Raw genomic sequence first — 18,449 nt, forward strand, 5'->3', positions numbered from 1 at the left:
CTGTCGTGACGGGTGTCAGCGGGCGGCGTAGTACTCGACGACCAGCTGGACCTCGCAGGTCACGGGGACCTCGACGCGCTTCGGGCGACGCACGAGGCGGGCCTGCAGCTTGTCGATCTCGACCTCGAGGTAACCCGGGACCTTGGGCAGGACGTCGACGTGACCGCCGGCGGCTGCGACCTGGAAGGGCTCCATCTTCTCGCTCTTCGGCGCGACGTGGATCATCTGACCCGGCTTGACGCGGAACGAGGGACGGTCGACGAGCTTGCCGTCGACGAGGATGTGACGGTGCACGACCATCTGGCGAGCCTGAGCCGTGGTGCGGGCGAAGCCCGAACGCACGATGAGCGCGTCGAGACGCGTCTCGAGCAGCTCGACCAGGTTCTCACCGGTCAGACCGGCGGACTTGCGGGCCTCGTTGAAGACGATCTTCAGCTGCGCCTCGCGGATGCCGTACTGGGCACGCAGACGCTGCTTCTCACGCAGACGGACGGCGTAGTCGCTGTCGGTCTTGCGCTTGGTGCGGCCGTGCTCACCGGGAGCGTAAGGACGCTTCTCGAGGTAGCGGGCGGCCTTCGGGGTCAGCGCGATGCCGAGGGCACGCGACAGACGGGTCTTGCTACGGGTACGTGACTTGGTCGACACGGTTCTTCTCTCTGATCGTGTGAAAGCTGACGGCCGAGGATGCTCGGGCGCAGGAAGCGCCGTTCCGACCAGGACCTCGTGAGAGGACACCGGGTCGGGTCGAGTACTCGACGAAACACGAGGGATGGTGCCACGGGAACCGATCGGCTAAAGACCAGGACCCTTGATCGAATGTCGTCACTGCAGCCGTGCGTGACAGACCGATACCAGGCAGCGATCAGCTTAACACGGGCGGGTCATTCTCCGCGAATGATGCGGCGCAGTTTCTCGAGGCGTGTCGTGACGGCGTTCTCGTTGCCATGACCGGTCGGATCGTAGTAGACGGTGCCGACCAGCTCGTCGGGCAGGTACTGCTGCTTGACGACGCCGAGTTCGGAGTCGTGCGAGTACCGGTACCCCTTGCCGTGCCCGAGTCGTCTGGCCCCCGGGTAGTGGGCGTCTCGGAGGTGCTTGGGCACACGCCCCGCCCGGCCGGCCCGGACGTCGGCTATGGCGGCGTCCAGTGCGCTGTACGACCTGTTCGACTTGGGCGCGGTGGCCAGGTAGACGACGGCCTCGGCCATCGGGATGCGGCCCTCGGGCATGCCGATCATCTGGACCGCCGTCGCCGCCGACACCGCCACGGTGAGGGCGTTCGGGTCGGCCATCCCGATGTCCTCACCCGCGGAGACGATGATGCGTCGGCAGATGAAGCGCGGATCCTCGCCGGCCTCGATCATGCGCGCCAGGTAATGCAGGGCGGCGTCCACGTCGGAGCCGCGGATCGACTTGATGAAGGCGCTGATCACGTCGTAGTGCTCGTCGCCGTTGCGGTCGTAGCGCAGCAGCGCACGGTCGACGGACTGGGCGACGGTGTCCGCCGTGATCACCGGTCGGGTGTCGTCGGGGTCGTCGTCGTAGTCGGCGTCGGGATCGAAGTCGGCCCCCGGGTCCGCACCGGCGGCCTCCGTCGCGCCGGGAGCCTCGAGACTCGAGGCGGCCGCCGACTGGGCGGACGCCTCGAGGGCCGTGAGCGCTCGTCGTGCGTCACCCGATGCGAGTCGGACGATCGTCGCGAGGGCCTCGTCGTCGAGGATGACGGTGTCCGCCAGCCCGCGAGGGTCGTGCACGGCGCGTCGCACGAGATCGCCGAGGTCGTCGTCGCTCAGCTGCTCGAGGGTGAGGAGCAGCGATCGCGACAGCAGCGGTGTGATGACCGAGAACGAGGGGTTCTCCGTGGTCGCGGCGATGAGGATCACCCAGCCGTTCTCGACGCCGGGGAGGAGGGCGTCCTGCTGGGCCTTGGTGAACCGATGGATCTCGTCGAGGAACAGCACGGTCGTCGTGCCGTACAGGTCGCGATTGGTGAGGGCCTTCTCCATCACCTGGCGGACGTCCTTCACGCCGGCCGTCACCGCGGAGAGTTCGATGAACTGCCGACCGGAGGTGTGCGCGATGGCCTGGGCGAGAGTCGTCTTGCCCGTGCCGGGCGGCCCCCACAGGATGACCGAGACGGCGCCCTGCTCTCCGCTCGCGTCGGAGGCCAGCGTCACGAGGGGCGAGCCCGGCCGGAGCAGATGCCGTTGACCGGCGACCTCGTCGAGGCTGGTGGGACGCATGCGGACCGCGAGTGGGGTCGAGCTCTGCGGGAGCGGGCTCATGGGCACTCATGCTAGACCGGGCCGCCGACAGCGACGCCCGGCACGGCTCCGATACAGTGCGGGGCGACCATCGACACGGCATGGAGGACACGTGGCAGCGAACAAGGACGACCGCGAGAACCGCGAGAGGCTCCGGCGCTACACGGCTCGGACGAGCATCCACGCCGGGCAGGTCGCCCGTCGCCGTCGGGACGACATCCGCGCATCCCTCATCGCCCTCGTCGTCGTCTCCGCCGCAGTCGTCTCGCAGGTGCTCTACACGACCTCGGGGCCCGGTGCCGTCGACGACCCGCCCGCCGCCACGGCGACTCCGACGCCGACCGCCACCTCGACCGGGGACGTGCCCAGCTCGGACATCGCGGAGGATCGCGTCTGGACCGGCGATCTCGTGCTGAACGACGACGTCCCGCTGGCGATCAGCCTCGACGGCGCACGGGCCCCGCAGGCGACGTCGGTGCTGGTCGACCTCATCCAGCAGGGCTTCTACGACGGCACCGCGTGTCACCGCCTGAGCGACGCCCCGTCGGCGGAGTTCCTCCAGTGCGGCTCGGCGAACGGCGACGGGACGGGTGACGCCGGTTTCACCTTCGGACCGCTCGAGAACGTCCCCGCCGACGGCGTCTACCCGGCGGGCACCATCGCCATGGCCCGGGGCGAGGACCCGAACTCGCAGTCGACCCAGTTCTTCATCACCTACGGCGAGACGACATTGGACGCCTCGACGGGCGGATACACGGTGGTCGGTTCCGTCACGGACGGTCTCGACGGCCTCGTCTCCTCGATCGCCGCCGAGGGCGTCCGACCGGTCGCCGAGGGTCAGGAGTCGACGGACGGCTCCCCCGTCGTCGCGACCACGATCACGTCGGCGACCATCGAATAGACCACGGTCGTCGACGGTGCAATAGGCTGGAGTCCCATCATCGAGACCCGTCCTGGGCTCCGTGACGAGCACATCCAGCAAGGGACAACAGTGGCTACTGACGATCAGGCACCCTGGGGCCGCGTCGACGACGACGGCACCGTCTACGTCCGGGAGGCCGAAGGCGAACGCGCCGTCGGTCAGTACCCCGATGCGACCGCCGCCGAGGCGCTCGCCTACTACGAACGCAAGTACACCGAGTTGAACGGGCAGGTCACCCTGCTCGAGCAGCGGGTGGCCCGTGGCGCATCGGCGTCCGACGTCGGCAAGACGGTCAAGCAGCTGAAGGCGCTCCTCGTCGAGCCGAGCGCCGTGGGCGACCTCGAGGCGCTGCGGACTCGCGTGACGGCCCTCGACAGCACGGTCGGCGAGCTCACTCAGAAGCAGAGCGCAGAGGCCCAGGAGGCTCTGGCCGAGGCGGTCGCCGTTCGCACCGCCCTGGTCGTCGAGGCCGAGACGCTCGCCGCACAGGACCCCGCCCGGGTGCAGTGGAAGCAGGTCACGGCGACGATCGACGAGATCTTCGCGAGATGGCAGAAGCACCAGCAGGACGGCCCGCGGATCCCCAAGGGCGAGGGCAACGACCTCTGGAAGCGCTTCCGCACGGCCCGGTCGACCATCGACCAGAACCGCAAGTCGTTCTACGCCGAGCTGGACGCGACGCACCGTGAGGCGCGACAGCGCAAGCAGGCTCTCGTCGAGGCCGCCGACGCGCTGGCCGGCAAGGGCGCCGACGGCATCCCCGAGTACCGTCACCTGCTCGACGACTGGAAGCGCGCCGGTCGCGCGGGCAAGAAGTACGACGATGCGCTCTGGGCTCGCTTCAAGCGGGCTGGCGACGTCCTGTACGCCGCGAAGGGCGAGGTCGTCGCTCAAGACAACGTCGAGTACGAGGGCAATCTCGCGGCGAAGCTCGCGCTCCTCGACGAGGCCGAGAAGATCCTCACGGTCACCGAGCGGGTCGCCGCCCGCGAGGCGCTCACCTCGATCCAGCTCCGCTGGGACGAGATCGGCCGGGTTCCGCGCGAGCAGGTCCGTGTCGTCGAAGACCGACTCCGCAAGGTCGAATCGCATGTCCGCACCCTCGACGAGGAGTTCTGGCAGAAGAACAACCCCGAGCGAAAGGCGCGGTCCGAGGGTCTGGCGAGCCAGCTCCAGGACGCGATCTCGAAGCTCGAGGAGGAGCTCGCCACGGCCGAGGCCAGCGGGGACTCGCGCAAGGTGAAAGACGCGCGCGAGGCTCTCGACGCGCGCAAGGTCTGGCTCGACGCCCTCGGCTCCTGACCTCTCCACCACCGCCCGCACCGCCCGGCTCTCTCTCCACAAGGAGGGGCCGGGCGGTTCGTCGTGCAGGCGATGGTCGGGCAGGCTGGCAGCATGCCACCATCGCTCCCCCGCCTCCTGACGTCGGCTCAGCTGCCGGAGGCCGAACTGCGCGCTGCCGCCCTGGACGGCGAGTTGTACGCGGTCGGGGACGGCTGGGCCGAGATCGCGACCGTCGACGCTCCCTGGATCCGCGCCTCCTCGGTGATCGGGATGTACGGTCGGCAGGTGATCGCTGCACGGGACACCGCCGCGTGGATCTGGATGGCCGCGTCCTCCCCACCGTGGAGGCATGACGGCATCGTGCCCCCGGATGCTCGGCACCGCGACACGAGCGGACGCGTCTCGATCCGTGAGATGACCATCGATCGGGACGAGATCGCCGAGGTCGCGGGACTGCGCGTCACCGCACCGGCGCGCACGGCACTCGACCTCGCCCGAGCCTCCGTCTGGACGCCGTCCGACGAGAGACGCGTCGGCGACCTCTGCCGGCTGTACGGGGTCACGTGGGTGCAGGTCGCGCGTCTCATCGATCGACGCGCACGACTCCCCCACCGGCAGCGCGCCGAGGCCCGGCTGCGGTCCCTCCTCGACCCGCTCGGGGCCTGATCGGTCAGCCGGCGCTGACCCGATACACGTCGTAGACGGCGTCGATGCGGCGCACGGCGTTCAGCACCCGGTCGAGGTGGGTCGTGTCACCCATCTCGAAGACGAACCGACTGAGGGCGAGACGCTCGTCGGATGTCGAGACGCTCGCCGACAGGATGTTCACGTGGTGTTCGCTGAGCACCCGGGTGACGTCGCTGAGCAGGCCGCTCCGATCAAGGGCCTCGATCTGGATCTGGACGAGGAACACGCTCTTCGACGACGGTGCCCACTCGACCTCGATCATCCGCTCGGGCTCGTTCATCAGGCTCTGGACGTTGTGGCACGTCGCCTGATGCACGCTCACCCCCTGCCCGCGTGTCACGAAGCCGACGATCTGGTCTCCCGGCACCGGCGTGCAGCATTTGGCGAGCTTGACGAGGATGTCAGGAGCACCCCGGACGAGCACCCCCGAGTCGCTGTTGCGGAGGGGACGGGTGGCGCCCTTGCTCGGGAACTCGAACTCGCCCTCCTCGACCTCGGTCTGCTGCTGGACGGCCGACAGGATCTTCTCGATGACGGACTGGGTCGACAGGTGACCCTCGCCGACGGCCGCGTAGAGACTCGACACGTCGTCATATCGCAGCAGGGCGGCGACCTCGGCGATGCTGTCCTGGTTCATCAACTTCTGCAGCGGCAGGTTCTGCTTGCGCATGGCCCGGGCGATGGCGTCCTTGCCCTGCTCGATCGCCTCGTCGCGGCGTTCTTTGGTGAACCACTGCCGGATCTTGTTGCGGGCGCGGGGGCTCTTGACGAACATGAGCCAGTCCTGGCTCGGCCCGGAGTCCGGGTTCTTCGAGGTGAACACCTCGACGACGTCGCCGCTGGACAGCGCGCTCTCGAGGGGGACCAGCCGACCGTTGACCTTGGCGCCCATGGTGCGGTGACCGACCTCGGTGTGCACGGCGTAGGCGAAGTCGACCGGCGTCGCACCGGAGGGCAGACCGATGACCTTTCCCTGAGGCGTGAAGACGTAGACCTCCTTCGCACCGATCTCGAAGCGGAGGCTGTCGAGGAACTCCCCCGGGTCGGCCGTCTCGGCCTGCCAGTCGGAGATGTGCGCGAGCCAGGCCATGTCGGTGTCGGTCCGGGTGCCGGTGGCGGACTCGTCGCGCCCGCCGTTCATCCGCTGCTTGTACTTCCAGTGTGCGGCGACGCCGAACTCGGCACGCTGATGCATCTCGTGCGTGCGGATCTGGATCTCGACCGGACGTCCCTTGGGGCCGATGACGGTGGTGTGCAGCGACTGGTAGAGGTTGAACTTGGGTGTCGCGATGTAGTCCTTGAAACGACCGGGGATCGGGTTCCATCTGGCGTGGATGGACCCCAGCACGGCGTAGCAGTCACGCAGCGAGTTGACCAGCACTCGGATGCCGACGAGGTCGTAGATCTCGTCGAATTCGCGGCCTCTCACGATCATCTTCTGGTAGATCGAGTAGTACTGCTTCGGTCGGCCGACCACGTCGCCGCGGATCTTCGTCGACTTGAGATCGGATTTGACGGCGTTGATGACGTTCTGGACGAACTGCTCCCGCTGCGGCGTCCGCTGCTTCACGAGGTTGTCGATCTCGACATAGAGCTTGGGGTGGAGCACGGCGAACGAGAGGTCTTCCAGCTCCCACTTGATGGTCTGGATCCCGAGACGATGGGCCAGCGGCGCGTAGATCTCGAGCGTCTCGGTGGCCTTGCGCGTCGCGGAGGCGCTCTCGACGAAGCCCCAGGTGCGGGCGTTGTGCAGACGGTCGGCGAGCTTGATCACCAGCACGCGGATGTCCTTCGACATCGCCACGACCATCTTGCGGACCGTCTCGGCCTGCGCGCTGTCGCCGTACTTCAGCTTGTCGAGCTTCGTGACGCCGTCGACGAGCATCGTGATCTCGTCACCGAAGTCGTTCTGGAGCATCGCCAGCGTGTAGTCGGTGTCTTCGACGGTGTCGTGGAGCAGGGCTGCCGCGATGGTCTTCGAGCCGATGCCGAGATCGGCGAGGATCTGCGCCACCGCGACGGGGTGGGTGATGTACGGCTCGCCGCTCTTGCGCAGCTGGCCGCGGTGGGCCTTCTCTGCCACCGAGTAGGCCCGCTCGATGATGACCAGGTCGGCCTTGGGGTGATGCATCCGCACCGTCTTGACGAGGCGGTCGACGGCGCCCGCGGGCTGACTGCGCGAGAAGAGACGCGGGAGGAGGGTACGGAGCGACGCCGTGCCTCCGGCGGGCTCGGACGAGGGCGCACTCTGACTGGTGGTGATCTCGGTCACGGACGACCCTCGCTCTCGTGGTCACGGACGCCGATGCGGACGGCCCGCGATGTGCAGAGGGTCCGGCAGGGCAACGCTACTCGCTCTGGTTCAGTCGACCGACGCCGGGGCGCCGTTCTCGGAGGTGAGGTCTCCGTCGGCATCTCGCCAGGCGAGCATCCCGCCCTCGACGTTGACCGCGTCGATGCCGGCACGCCGCAGTGCCGCCGTCGCCCGGAGTGAGCGCATGCCCGCGTGGCAGACCACGAGCACCTGCTGATCGGCGGGTACGTCGTCGAGACGATCGCCGAGTTCGGAGAGCGGGACGAGCCGCGCCTCGGGGGCGTGCCCGGCGTCCCATTCGGACTGCTCGCGGACGTCGATCAAGGGCGTGCCCGCTCGGGCTCGCTCGATGGCCTCGGCGGCACTGACCCCGGGGAGGTCGTCGACGGGGCTCACGGTGCCTCCACCAGGGTCGCGTCGGAGGCTTCGACCTTGCGGGCGTCTCGCTTGGCGATCTCCGGCTCGCGGATCCGCAGGGTGGCGTACAGAGGCGACGCGATGAAGATCGTCGAGTACGTGCCCACCAGGATGCCGATGAACAGGGCCAACGAGATGTCACGCAGCGTGCCGGCACCGAGGACGAATGCGCCGATGAAGAGGATGGCCGCGACCGGGAGAAGGGCCACGACCGAGGTGTTGATCGACCGGACGAGCGTCTGGTTGACGGCCAGGTTGATCGACTGACCGAACGTGCGCCGCGAACCCTCGCCGTCTTCGGAGGTGTTCTCCCGGATCTTGTCGAACACCACGACGGTGTCGTACAGCGAGTAGCCCAGGATGGTCAGGAAGCCGATGACGGCGGCCGGAGTGACCTCGAAGCCGACGATGCCGTAGATGCCCGCGGTCAGCACGAGGTCGTGCAGCAGGGCGGTCATCGCGGCGAGGGACATCTTCCAGGTGCGGAAGTAGAGCGTCATGCCGATGGCGGCGAGTAGAAGGAAGATCACCAGGCCCTTGATCGCCTGCCCCGTGATGTCCGCGCCCCACGACGCGCCGATGAACGACGAGGTCACGCGGTCGTCGGGGACGTCGTACGCCGTCGCCAGCGCCGCGGCGAGGTCGTTGGTCTGGGCCGCCTCGAGCTGGGAGGTCTGGACACGGATCGTGTCGGTGCCGACCTGCGTCACCCGGGGGTTGGAGTTCGGGACGACCTCGTCGACCGTCTCGGCGGCGATGTCCTGATCGAGTTCGGCGGGCTGGGCGATCTGGAACTCGGAGCCGCCGGTGAACTCGATGCCGAAGTGGAATCCGCCGCGGAGGAACGGGACGGTGACGGAGATGAGGATCATCAGTGCGGCGATCCAGTACCAGGTCTTGCGTCGACCGACGATGTCGAACGATCGCGAGCCGGTGTAGAGGTCGTTACCGAACTTCGAGAAGCTGGCCATCAGGAGTTGGTCCCTTCGTCGCCGGACGCGTTGTCGCCCGGACGGGTGTTCTTCTCGGCGGCTTTACGCTCGGCGATGGTCTGGCGGATGACGGCCTCACGACCGCCCGCCTTCTTCCGACCACGGGCCACGACGGGTTCGCGGAACTGCGCCCTGCCCCGGTAGACGGCACCCAGCGCTCTCGGATTGAGGCCGCTGAACGAGTGCCCCTCGCCGAAGAACCGAGTGCGGGCGATTAGCTGCAGCATCGGATGCGTGAAGAGCGACACCACGATCAGGTCGATCACCGTCGTGATCCCCAGAGTCAGGGCGAAGCCCTTGACGTTACCGACGGCGAGGATGAAGAGGGTGATGGCCGCGAGGAAGTTGACCGTGTCGGAGGCGATGATCGTGCGGATCGCGCGCTTCCAGCCGGACTCGACGGCGTTCTCGAGGATCCGCCCGTCGCGCAGCTCGTCTCGGATCCGCTCGAAGTAGACGATGAAGGAGTCCGCGGTGATGCCGATGGCGACGATCAGCCCCGTCACCCCCGCGAGCGACAGGCGGTACCCCTCGCGCCACGACAGGATCGCGATCACGAGGTAGGTGAGCACGGCGGCGATGATCAGCGACAGCACGGTCACGAACGCCAGCGCCCGGTACTGGATCAGCGAGTAGATCACCACGAGGATGAGGCCGATCAGACCGGCGATGAGCCCGCTGACCAGCTGGGTCTGCCCCAGTGTTGCGGTGATCGTCTCGTTGCTCTGGACGGAGAAGCTGAGCGGCAGAGCGCCGAACTTCAGCTGGTCTGCGAGTGCCTTCGAGCTGTCTTGCGTGAACTGGCCGGTGATCTGCGCGCGACCGTCGGTGATGGCGGCGTTGGCGGACGGAGCCGTGATCACCTGGTTGTCGAGGGTGACCGCGAACTGGTTCTGCGGGGCCTGGAGGGTGACGAGTCGCGACGTGACGTCGGCGAACTGGTCGGTGCCCTGACCGTCGAACTCGAGGTTGACGGCCCAGGTGTTGGTCGAGTTGCCCTGCGCGTCGGTGGCCAGCCCGTTCGTGGCGTCGCTGATGTCGCTGCCCGCCACCTCGACGGGGCCGAGGATGTACTTGGCCGTGCCGTCGGTCGAGCAGGTCACGAGGGGCTCGTCGTCGGGCGCCGTCGCGAGGTCGTTGTCGGCCGCGCAGTTGTAGTTCTCGTAGACGTCTGCGAGCTGGGGTGTGATCCACGCGAGGTCGGAGCCGTTGGTCGGCGACGCCGTCGGTGTGCTCTCGAGGTCGGGGTTCGGCGTGTAGGGCGCGGTGGTCGAGCCGGCGCTCGGACTGGCGCTCGCGCCGTCGGCCTCGCCGCCCACCTCGGCGCTGGACGCCGCCCCGGTGAACAGGACCGGGCGGAAGGACAGCTTGGCCGAGGCCTCGATGCGCTCGAGAGTCGCGTTGTCGGGTCGACCGGGGATCGAGACGACGATGTTCTGGCTGCCCTGCTTGGTGATCTCCGACTCGGAGACGCCCGCGGAGTCGATGCGCTGACGGATGATCGTCACCGCCTGGTCGAGCTGCTGACTCGACACCGTCTCGCCGTTCTGCAGCTGGGCGGCCAGCGTGATCTGCGTGCCACCCTGCAGATCGAGCGCCAGCTCGGGGACCCAGCTCGCGCCGTTCCACCAGCCGTCTCGACCGGAGTCGTTCAGCACGGTCGCCGTGCCGTTCAGGGCCGTCAACCCGGCGATGATGACCAGGAGCCAGGTCAGCGAGCGGATGGCTTTCTTCACCGGCGTCGAACGTGCCACGGAGGAACTCAGCTTTCTCATGGGAACGCGCGCCCGGTCGGAGCGCGCGCGTGTCGGGCCCGGTCGTCAGGACACGACCGGGCGGACGGATCAGGCAGTGGGCTTGTCGGAGTCTTTCGACGGGGTCGTGTCGATGCGCGGCTCGTCGGCACGCTCGCCGTATGCGGGCGACTCGTCGAGGGAGCCCGTGGAGGTCGAGTCGATCACGGGGCGGTCGAGGGCGTCGTCGCCGTCGGTCTCGCTGCTCGTCTCGACGACGACGGGCTCGACGACGCGGCCCAGGGTCTGACGGTGCACCTTGACGATCGTGCCGGGTGCGACCTCGACCTCGGCGACGTTGGTCTCGTCGTCGATCGAGACGACCGTGCCGTAGAGCCCGAACGTGAGCATGACCTCGACGCCGGGGACCATCTTGCGCTGGAGGTCGGCCTGCTGGTTGTCCCGCTTCTTCTTGTTGCGGAACATGAAGAAGACGAGGACCACTAGGAGGAGGACCATGATCAGGGTTGTGGCGTCCATGCGGAACTGCCTTTCGAAGCTCGTGGGGTGTGGGCGTCGGCGACCCGGTTAGCTCTGTGCGCCGACCGACCTGGTGGAATTATAGATCATCGGCGAAGAGGCCCCCTGAGTCGCGGGCGAGGCCGAAGTGCCGCCAGGCCTCCGGCGTCGCGATCCGGCCCCTCGGGGTCCGCGTGACGAGACCCGCCCGGACGAGGAACGGCTCGACCACCGACTCGATGGTGTCGGCCTCCTCGCCGACGGAGACCGCGAGGGTGTTCAGCCCGACGGGACCTCCGCCGAAGCGCTTCAGGATCGTCGACAGCACCTCGCGGTCGAGTCGGTCGAGACCCAGGTCGTCGACGTCGTAGAGAGCCAGAGCCTCGCGCACCGTCGCGAGGTCGGCGGGTCGCTCGTGCACGAGCGCGTAGTCGCGGACCCGTCGGAGGAGGCGGTTGGCGATTCGAGGGGTGCCTCGGCACCGGCCGGCGATCTCGGCCAGAGCCCGGGCGTCGACGTCGACGCCGAGCAGCGACGCGGCCCGGCGCAGCACCTCGGTGAGCTCGGCCTCGTCGTAGAACTCGAGATGCGCCGTGAAGCCGAAGCGGTCGCGGAGGGGATTCGGGAGCATGCCGCTCCGGGTGGTCGCCCCGACGAGGGTGAAGGGCGACAGCTCGAGGGGGATGCTCGTGGCCCCTGCCCCCTTGCCGACCATGATGTCGATCCGGTAGTCCTCCATGGCGAGGTAGAGCATCTCCTCCGCCGAGCGGGCCATGCGGTGGATCTCGTCGATGAAGAGCACCTCGCCCGGGACGAGCGCCGACAGGATGGCGGCGAGGTCCCCGGCGTGCTGGATGGCCGGACCGGACGACATCCGGAGCGGGCGGGAGCTCTCGTGGGCGACGATCATCGCGAGCGTCGTCTTGCCGAGCCCGGGCGGGCCGGCCAGGAGGATGTGGTCTGGAGACCGGTTCTGCATCTCGGCCGCCCGGAGGAGCAGCTGCAGCTGTCCTCTGACCTTCGTCTGGCCGACGAACTCGGCGAGAGACGACGGGCGGAGGGCCCCCTCGAAGGCGAGCTCCGTCTCGGACTCGATGGTCGGGCGGGTGACGTCGTCGTCGCTCATGCGCGCGACGCCGGGGACTTCTGCGGACCCAGTCGACCGAGCGCAGCACGCAGCAGCTGCGGCACGGCGAGCCCGGAGTCCTGACCGGTCTCGGCCACGACGGCGTCGATGGCCGCCTGAGCCTCGCGCTCGGCCCACCCGAGACCGACGAGGGCCACGAGGACATCGGACGCCGTGGTCGAGGCCGCGGTGACGCTCGGAGCGGACGGCGCGACATCGAGCTTGCCGGCGAGCGAGAGCACGATGAGCTTCGCGGTCTTGGGGCCGATGCCGGAGACCCGCCGGAACGCGGCGTCGTCCTCGTCGAGGACGGCCTGCGCGATCTGGTTCGGGGTGAGGGTCGCAAGGACACCCTGGGCGGACTTGGGGCCGACGCCCGTCACGCCGCGCAGGAGGTCGAACACCTCGAGCTCTTCCAGCTCGAGGAATCCGAACAGCGAGAGATCGTCCTCTCGGACGATGAGCGTGGTGAAGAGGCGCGCCGTGTCGCCGGGGTGGACGGTCAGAGCGACCTGCGGGGTGACGCCCACCCGGAGGCCCACTCCCCCGACCTCGACGACGACGGACGCCCCGGAAGAAGACAGGACGGTGCCGCGGACACTCGAGATCATGCGCCCAGCCTAGGAGTTCGGAGGGACTTCTCGGCGTCCCGCCACGCCCGTTGCGCTGGGGTGAGCGTGCTGGCGCCGGGAGGCGCGGTCGCGGTGCCGCCGGCCCCGCCGCCCAAGCCGTCGCGACGCCACGCATGGCAGATGGCCAGAGCCAGGGCGTCGGCTGCATCGGCGGGCTTCGGCGCCTCGGTCAACCCCAGGAGGCGCGCGACCATCGCCCCCACCTGGGCCTTGTCGGCCGAACCGTAACCCGTGACCGCAGCCTTCACCTCGGAAGGGGTGTGGAGCGCGACGGGGATCGAGCGCTCTGCGGCGGCCCGGAGGGCGAGGCCGCTGACCTGGGCGGTGCCCATCACCGTGCGCAGGTTGTTCTGCGCGAAGACGCGCTCGATGGCCATCGCGTCGGGCCGGTGCTCGTCGACGAGCGCCTCGATGCCCCGGCCGATGGTCAGCAGTCGCTGCTCGAGGGGCGAGTCGGCAGCCGATCGGATGACGTGCACCGCCACCAGGGAAGGCCGCCGGGTCGCCGACACCTCGATCACACCCACGCCGCACCGGGTGAGCCCCGGGTCGATGCCGAGCACCCGGAGCGTCACCGGGGGCTGCTACTCGTCGTCGTCGTCGAGCGCCGACTGGACGTCGGCGGGGACATCGTGGTTCGCGTAGACGTTCTGGACGTCGTCGTCATCGTCGAGCGCGTCGATGAGCCGGAAGACCTTGCGTGCCGTCTCGAGGTCGACCTCGATCTTGAGACCGGGGACGAACTCGATGTCGGCCGAGTCGTAGTCGATGCCGGCCTCTTGCAATGCGGAGCGGGCCGGCACGAGATCGGAGGGCTCCGTGACGATCTCGAAGCCCTCGCCGCGGTCCGTGACCTCTTCGGCGCCGGCGTCGAGGACCGCCGTCAGCACGTCGTCCTCGGTGAGGTCGCCGTTCTTCATGACCGCGATGACGCCCTTGCGGCTGAAGTTGTAGGCGACGCTGCCCGGGTCGGCCATCGTCCCGCCGTTGCGGGACATCACGGTCCGCACGTTCGCCGCCGCGCGGTTCTTGTTGTCGGTGAGGCATTCGATCAGGAGGGCGACGCCGTTCGGGCCGTAGCCCTCGTACATGATCGTCTGGTAGTCGACGCTCTCACCGCTGAGACCGGCACCGCGCTTGATCGCCCTGTCGATGTTGTCGTTCGGGACGGAGGTCTTCTTCGCCTTCTGCACGGCGTCCACCAACGTCGGGTTGCCCGACATGTCGGCCCCGCCCTGCTTGGCTGCGACCTCGATGTTCTTGATGAGCTTGGCGAACGACTTGGCACGGCGGCTGTCGATGACGGCCTTCTTGTGCTTGGTCGTTGCCCACTTGGAATGCCCGGACACGGTGCTCCTTCAACTGCTGGCGGAAATCGGGACGAGTCTACCGCGATGCCCGGGCACGGGCCTTGTCGAGGAAGTACGCGTGGAACCGGTAGTCGTCGGTCACCTCGGGGTGGAACGAGGTGCCGAGCAGGTTGCCCTGCTCGACGGCGACGACACGGCCGTCGTCGAGGACGCCGATCGCCGTGGCCAGCGGCCCGACCTCGGTGACCACCGGGGCCCGGATGAAGACGGCGTGCACGGGCGGCGACCCGATGACGGGGACGTCGACATCGGTCTCGAAGGAGTCGGTCTGACTGCCGAACGCGTTGCGTCGGACGGCGACGTCGAGACCGCCCAGGCTCTTCTGCCCGGCGATGCCGTCCACGATGCGGTCGGAGAGCATGATGAGCCCGGCGCAGGTGCCGTACACCGGCAGGCCGTCGTCGATCGCGGCGCGGAGAGGAACGGCGAGGTCGAACAGGCGGGTCAGTTTGTCCATCACGCCCGACTCGCCCCCGGGGATCACGAGACCGTCGACGGATGCCAGCTCGGATGCCCGGCGAACCGGCACCGCTTCTGCACCGAGTGACGTCAGGACGCCGATGTGCTCACGGAAGTCGCCCTGGAGCGCCAGGACACCGACGCGAGGTGACCGCCGACCCGCCTCCGTGCTGTTACCAGCCACGCTCGGCGAGACGGTGGGGCGCAGGCAGGTCGGGCACGTTGATGCCGACCATGGCCTCGCCTAGACCGCGCGACGCGTCGGCCACGACCTGCGGGTCATCGAAGAAGGTGGTCGCCTTGACGATGGCCCGGGCACGCTCGGCCGGGTTGCCGGACTTGAAGATGCCGGAGCCCACGAAGACGCCGTCGGCGCCGAGCTGCATCATGAGCGCGGCGTCGGCGGGCGTCGCGACCCCGCCCGCGGTGAAGAGCACGACCGGCAGCTTGCCCGTCTCCGCGATCTCCTTGACGAGCTCGTAGGGTGCTTGGAGCTCTTTCGCGGCGACGTAGAGCTCGTCGGTCTTGAGGCCCTGCAGCTGCGCGATCTCCTTCGAGATGGTGCGGATGTGCTTGGTGGCCTCGGAGACGTCGCCCGTGCCGGCCTCGCCCTTGGAGCGGATCATGGCCGCACCCTCGGTGATGCGGCGGAGCGCCTCGCCGAGGTTGGTCGCACCGCACACGAACGGCACGGTGAAGTTCCACTTGTCGATGTGGTTGACGTAGTCGGCGGGGCTCAGCACCTCGGACTCGTCGATGTAGTCGACACCGAGGGTCTGCAGGATCTGCGCCTCGACGAGGTGGCCGATGCGGGCCTTGGCCATGACGGGGATCGAGACGGCTGCGACGATCTCGTCGATCATGTCGGGGTCGCTCATCCGCGCCACGCCGCCCTGCGAGCGGATGTCGGCGGGGACGCGCTCGAGGGCCATGACGGCGACGGCCCCCGCGTCTTCGGCGATCTTGGCCTGCTCGACGTTGACGACGTCCATGATGACGCCGCCCTTGAGCATCTCGGCGAGACCGCGCTTGACGCGGTCCGAACCGGTTGTGGCGGACGAGGTGGAGGCGGGGGTCGTGTCGCTCATGATGCCTTCCATTCTAGGGCTGTTCATGACTCTCGGGTCGTCGTCGGGTCCGACGCCCGATCGGTCGCGGGCCAGGCCTCGGCGACGGCGGCGCGGACGTCGCCCAGAAGTCGGGTGACAGCCTTGGTCTCGGCGATGATCGGGAAGAAGTTCGAGTCGCCGCCGTACCGCGGCACGATGTGCTGGTGGAGGTGCTCGGCGATGCCCGCTCCCCCGACCTGGCCCTGGTTCATCCCGATGTTGAACCCCTGGGCACGCGATACGACGGTGAGCACCCGCATCGCGATCTGCGTGAGGGCGGCGATCTCGGTCACCTCGTCGACGGTCGCCAGGTCGTAGGTCGCGACGTGGCGATACGGGCACACCAGGAGGTGCCCCGGGTTGTAGGGGAAGAGGTTGAGCACGACGTACGCGTGCTCACCCCGCGCGACGATGAGCGCGTCGTCGTCGGACTTCGACGGCGCCTCGCAGAACGGGCAGTCGTCGTCGTGCGCGCCCTGTCCCTGCCCGACGTAGACCGCACGGTGCGGGGTCCACAGACGTTGGAAGGCGTCGGGAACGGCGGCGAAGTCGCCCGAGGCCTCGGTGGCCGCGGGATCGGACACGGTCAGACCTGGGCCTTGGTCTGGATCGCCGTGAGGATCTTCGCGATCGCGTCGTCGATCGGGACGCCGTTCTCCTGCGTTCCGTCGCGGTAACGGAAGCTCACGGCGCCCGCGGCGCGGTCCTCTTCTCCGGCGATCAGCTGGTACGGCACCTTGGACTTCGTGTGCGTGCGGATCTTCTTCGGGAACCGGTCGTCGCCGTGGTCGACCCGGGCGCGGACGCCCTCGGCTCGGAGACGCGCGACCACGCCGTCGAGGTACTCGCCGTACTCGTCGGCCACGGGCACGGCGACGACCTGCTCGGGCGAGAGCCAGACGGGGAACGCACCGGCGTAGTGCTCGGTCAGCACACCGAAGAAGCGCTCGATCGTGCCGAAGAGGGCGCGGTGGATCATGACCGGGCGCTGGCGCGTGCCGTCCGCCGCCGCGTACTCGAGGTCGAAGCGCTCGGGCAGGTTGAAGTCGAGCTGGACAGTCGACATCTGCCAGGTGCGCCCGATGGCGTCGCGAGCCTGGACGGAGATCTTGGGCCCGTAGAACGCGGCCCCGCCGGGGTCGGGCACGAGGTCGAGACCGGACTCCTCCGCGACCTCGCGGAGGGTCGCCGTCGCGGTCTCCCAGATGTCGTCGTCGCCGACGTACTTCTCCGGGTCTTTGGTCGAGAGCTCGAGGTAGAAGTCGGTCAGGCCGTAGTCGCGGAGCAGCGAGAGCACGAAGTTCAGCGTGCCGGTCAACTCGTCTTTCATCTTGTCGCGGGTCGTGAAGATGTGCGCGTCGTCCTGGGTCATGCCCCGGACCCTCGTCAGCCCGTGGATGACGCCGGACTTCTCGTTGCGGTACACCGTGCCGAACTCGAACAGGCGGAGCGGCAGGTCGCGGTACGACCGGGGCTGCGACCGGTAGGCGAGGATGTGCATCGGGCAGTTCATGGGCTTGAGGTAGTAGTCGGCACCCTGACGGGTGATCTCGCCCTCGTCGTTCCGGGCCTCGTCGAGCTTCATGGCCGGGAACATGCCGTCCTTGTACCAGCCGAGGTGACCCGAGGTCTCGAACAGGCTCGCCTTGGTGATGTGCGGCGTGTAGACGAAGTCGTACCCGGCGGCCTCGTGACGTCGCCTGGAGTAGTCCTCCATCTCGCGACGGATGATGCCGCCCTTGGGGTGGAAGATCGCGAGACCGGAGCCGATCTCGTCGGGGAACGAGAACAGGTCGAGCTCGACGCCGAGCTTGCGGTGGTCGCGCTTCGCGGCCTCCTCGAGTCGCGACTGGTACGCACGCAGCTCGTCTTTGGTGGGCCAGGCGGTGCCGTAGATGCGCTGCAGCTGCGGGTTCTTCTCGGAGCCCCGCCAGTAGGCCGCCGCCACCCGCATCAGCTTCGTCGCGTTGCCGAGGAGGCGCGTGCTCGGCAGGTGAGGACCCCGGCAGAGGTCGTACCAGATCACGTCGCCGGTCTTGGGGTCGACGTTGTCGTAGACGGTGAGCTCGGCGCCACCGACCTCGACGGACTCGCCGTCGTCGCCGATCTCGTCGCTCGACCCGCCCTTGAGGCCGATCAGCTCGAGCTTGAACGGCTCGGCCGCCAGCAGCTCGCGGGCCTCGTCGTCGGTGACGACCCGGCGACGGAAGCGCTGGCCCTGCTTGATGATGCGCTCCATCCCCTTCTCGATCGCCTTGAGGTCGTCGGGGGTGAAGGGCTCGGCCACGTCGAAGTCGTAGTAGAAGCCGTCGGTGACGGGCGGGCCGATGCCGAGCTTGGCCGCGGGGTTGATCGCCTGGACGGCCTGCGCCATGACGTGCGCGGCCGAGTGCCGAAGGATGGCGAGCCCGTCGGGCGACCCGATCAGGACCGGCTCGGCGACGTCGCCCGCGTGGAGCTCGGTCGCCAGATCGCGCAGCTCGCCGCCGACCCGCAGAGCCACCACCGAGCGGTCCGTGAAGATCTCGAAGCCCGTCGTCGTCTCGGACACCTCGACGGGCTGCAGGTCGGTCGAGGCGGGGGCGGCGGGGACGGTCTGATCTGTCACGGTCGTGAGGTTC

18 protein-coding genes are annotated in these 18,449 nt (G+C 68.6%); 3 read left to right on the forward strand and 15 right to left on the reverse strand.

Going from position 1 to position 18,449, the window contains the following annotated elements; all coding sequences use genetic code 11:
- Nucleotides 1–15: 15 nt before the first annotated feature.
- Nucleotides 16–645, reverse strand: coding sequence for a 30S ribosomal protein S4 (gene rpsD, locus ACZ6JE_RS03930; RefSeq protein WP_192060305.1), 630 nt, complete (start codon nt 643–645; stop codon nt 16–18).
- Between the two features lie 236 nt (nt 646–881).
- Nucleotides 882–2,285, reverse strand: coding sequence for a replication-associated recombination protein A (locus tag ACZ6JE_RS03935; RefSeq protein WP_464318251.1), 1,404 nt, complete (start codon nt 2,283–2,285; stop codon nt 882–884).
- Nucleotides 2,286–2,376: 91 nt separating this feature from the next.
- Between ACZ6JE_RS03935 and ACZ6JE_RS03940 the strand changes: the two genes are divergently transcribed.
- The 3 genes from ACZ6JE_RS03940 (at nt 2,377) to ACZ6JE_RS03950 (ending at nt 5,136) form a co-directional block, all read left to right on the forward strand.
- Complete coding sequence (locus tag ACZ6JE_RS03940) at nt 2,377–3,165, forward strand: peptidylprolyl isomerase (protein ID WP_464318252.1); 789 nt, start codon at nt 2,377–2,379, stop codon at nt 3,163–3,165.
- 90 nt (nt 3,166–3,255) lie between these two features.
- A complete protein-coding gene (locus tag ACZ6JE_RS03945) occupies nt 3,256–4,488 on the forward strand; it encodes a DUF349 domain-containing protein (RefSeq protein ID WP_243213366.1) in 1,233 nt (410 codons plus the stop codon).
- Between the two features lie 93 nt (nt 4,489–4,581).
- Nucleotides 4,582–5,136: a type IV toxin-antitoxin system AbiEi family antitoxin gene (locus ACZ6JE_RS03950; RefSeq protein WP_464318253.1), complete on the forward strand. Its 555-nt coding sequence runs from the start codon at nt 4,582–4,584 to the stop codon at nt 5,134–5,136.
- A 4-nt stretch (nt 5,137–5,140) separates the two neighbouring features.
- Here ACZ6JE_RS03950 and ACZ6JE_RS03955 read toward each other — a convergent pair whose 3' ends face one another.
- From ACZ6JE_RS03955 to thrS, 13 genes are all read right to left on the reverse strand, one after another.
- A complete protein-coding gene (locus tag ACZ6JE_RS03955) occupies nt 5,141–7,429 on the reverse strand; it encodes a RelA/SpoT family protein (RefSeq protein WP_371740722.1) in 2,289 nt (762 codons plus the stop codon).
- A gap of 90 nt (nt 7,430–7,519) precedes the next feature.
- A complete protein-coding gene (locus ACZ6JE_RS03960) occupies nt 7,520–7,867 on the reverse strand; it encodes a rhodanese-like domain-containing protein (protein ID WP_192060300.1) in 348 nt (115 codons plus the stop codon).
- Nucleotides 7,864–8,859 carry a protein translocase subunit SecF gene (gene secF, locus ACZ6JE_RS03965; RefSeq protein WP_464318254.1) on the reverse strand — a complete coding sequence of 332 codons (996 nt, stop codon included), beginning with the start codon at nt 8,857–8,859 and terminating at the stop codon, nt 7,864–7,866. Before secF ends, ACZ6JE_RS03960 begins: the two co-directional genes overlap by 4 nt.
- Nucleotides 8,859–10,634, reverse strand: a complete 1,776-nt coding sequence (gene secD, locus ACZ6JE_RS03970) for a protein translocase subunit SecD (RefSeq protein WP_243213361.1) — start codon at nt 10,632–10,634, stop codon at nt 8,859–8,861. The genes secF and secD overlap by 1 nt, the downstream gene beginning before the upstream one ends.
- 90 nt (nt 10,635–10,724) lie before the next feature.
- Complete coding sequence (gene yajC / locus ACZ6JE_RS03975; RefSeq protein ID WP_243213359.1) at nt 10,725–11,153, reverse strand: preprotein translocase subunit YajC; 429 nt, start codon at nt 11,151–11,153, stop codon at nt 10,725–10,727.
- A 79-nt stretch (nt 11,154–11,232) separates the two neighbouring features.
- The gene (ruvB, locus tag ACZ6JE_RS03980; protein ID WP_192060296.1) at nt 11,233–12,258 is read right to left on the reverse strand and encodes a Holliday junction branch migration DNA helicase RuvB; all 1,026 of its coding nucleotides are present in this window, start codon (nt 12,256–12,258) and stop codon (nt 11,233–11,235) included.
- Nucleotides 12,255–12,869, reverse strand: a complete 615-nt coding sequence (gene ruvA, locus ACZ6JE_RS03985; protein WP_464318255.1) for a Holliday junction branch migration protein RuvA — start codon at nt 12,867–12,869, stop codon at nt 12,255–12,257. The genes ruvB and ruvA overlap by 4 nt, the downstream gene beginning before the upstream one ends.
- A complete protein-coding gene (gene ruvC / locus ACZ6JE_RS03990) occupies nt 12,866–13,465 on the reverse strand; it encodes a crossover junction endodeoxyribonuclease RuvC (protein WP_464318256.1) in 600 nt (199 codons plus the stop codon). The genes ruvA and ruvC overlap by 4 nt, the downstream gene beginning before the upstream one ends.
- Before the next feature lie 9 nt (nt 13,466–13,474).
- Nucleotides 13,475–14,239 carry a YebC/PmpR family DNA-binding transcriptional regulator gene (locus ACZ6JE_RS03995; protein ID WP_464318257.1) on the reverse strand — a complete coding sequence of 255 codons (765 nt, stop codon included), beginning with the start codon at nt 14,237–14,239 and terminating at the stop codon, nt 13,475–13,477.
- Nucleotides 14,240–14,276: 37 nt separating this feature from the next.
- The gene (pdxT, locus tag ACZ6JE_RS04000; protein WP_464318258.1) at nt 14,277–14,903 is read right to left on the reverse strand and encodes a pyridoxal 5'-phosphate synthase glutaminase subunit PdxT; all 627 of its coding nucleotides are present in this window, start codon (nt 14,901–14,903) and stop codon (nt 14,277–14,279) included.
- The gene (pdxS, locus tag ACZ6JE_RS04005; protein ID WP_464318259.1) at nt 14,893–15,807 is read right to left on the reverse strand and encodes a pyridoxal 5'-phosphate synthase lyase subunit PdxS; all 915 of its coding nucleotides are present in this window, start codon (nt 15,805–15,807) and stop codon (nt 14,893–14,895) included. Before pdxS ends, pdxT begins: the two co-directional genes overlap by 11 nt.
- 23 nt (nt 15,808–15,830) lie before the next feature.
- On the reverse strand, nt 15,831–16,412 hold the full coding sequence (locus ACZ6JE_RS04010) for an HIT family protein (protein ID WP_464318260.1): 582 nt from the start codon (nt 16,410–16,412) through the stop codon (nt 15,831–15,833).
- Nucleotides 16,413–16,414: 2 nt separating this feature from the next.
- Entirely contained in the window at nt 16,415–18,379 is a 1,965-nt protein-coding gene (thrS, locus tag ACZ6JE_RS04015; protein WP_464318308.1) for a threonine--tRNA ligase, read from the reverse strand.
- Nucleotides 18,380–18,449 lie beyond the last annotated feature (70 nt).

The organism is Frigoribacterium sp. AC759 (genome assembly GCF_979256015.1).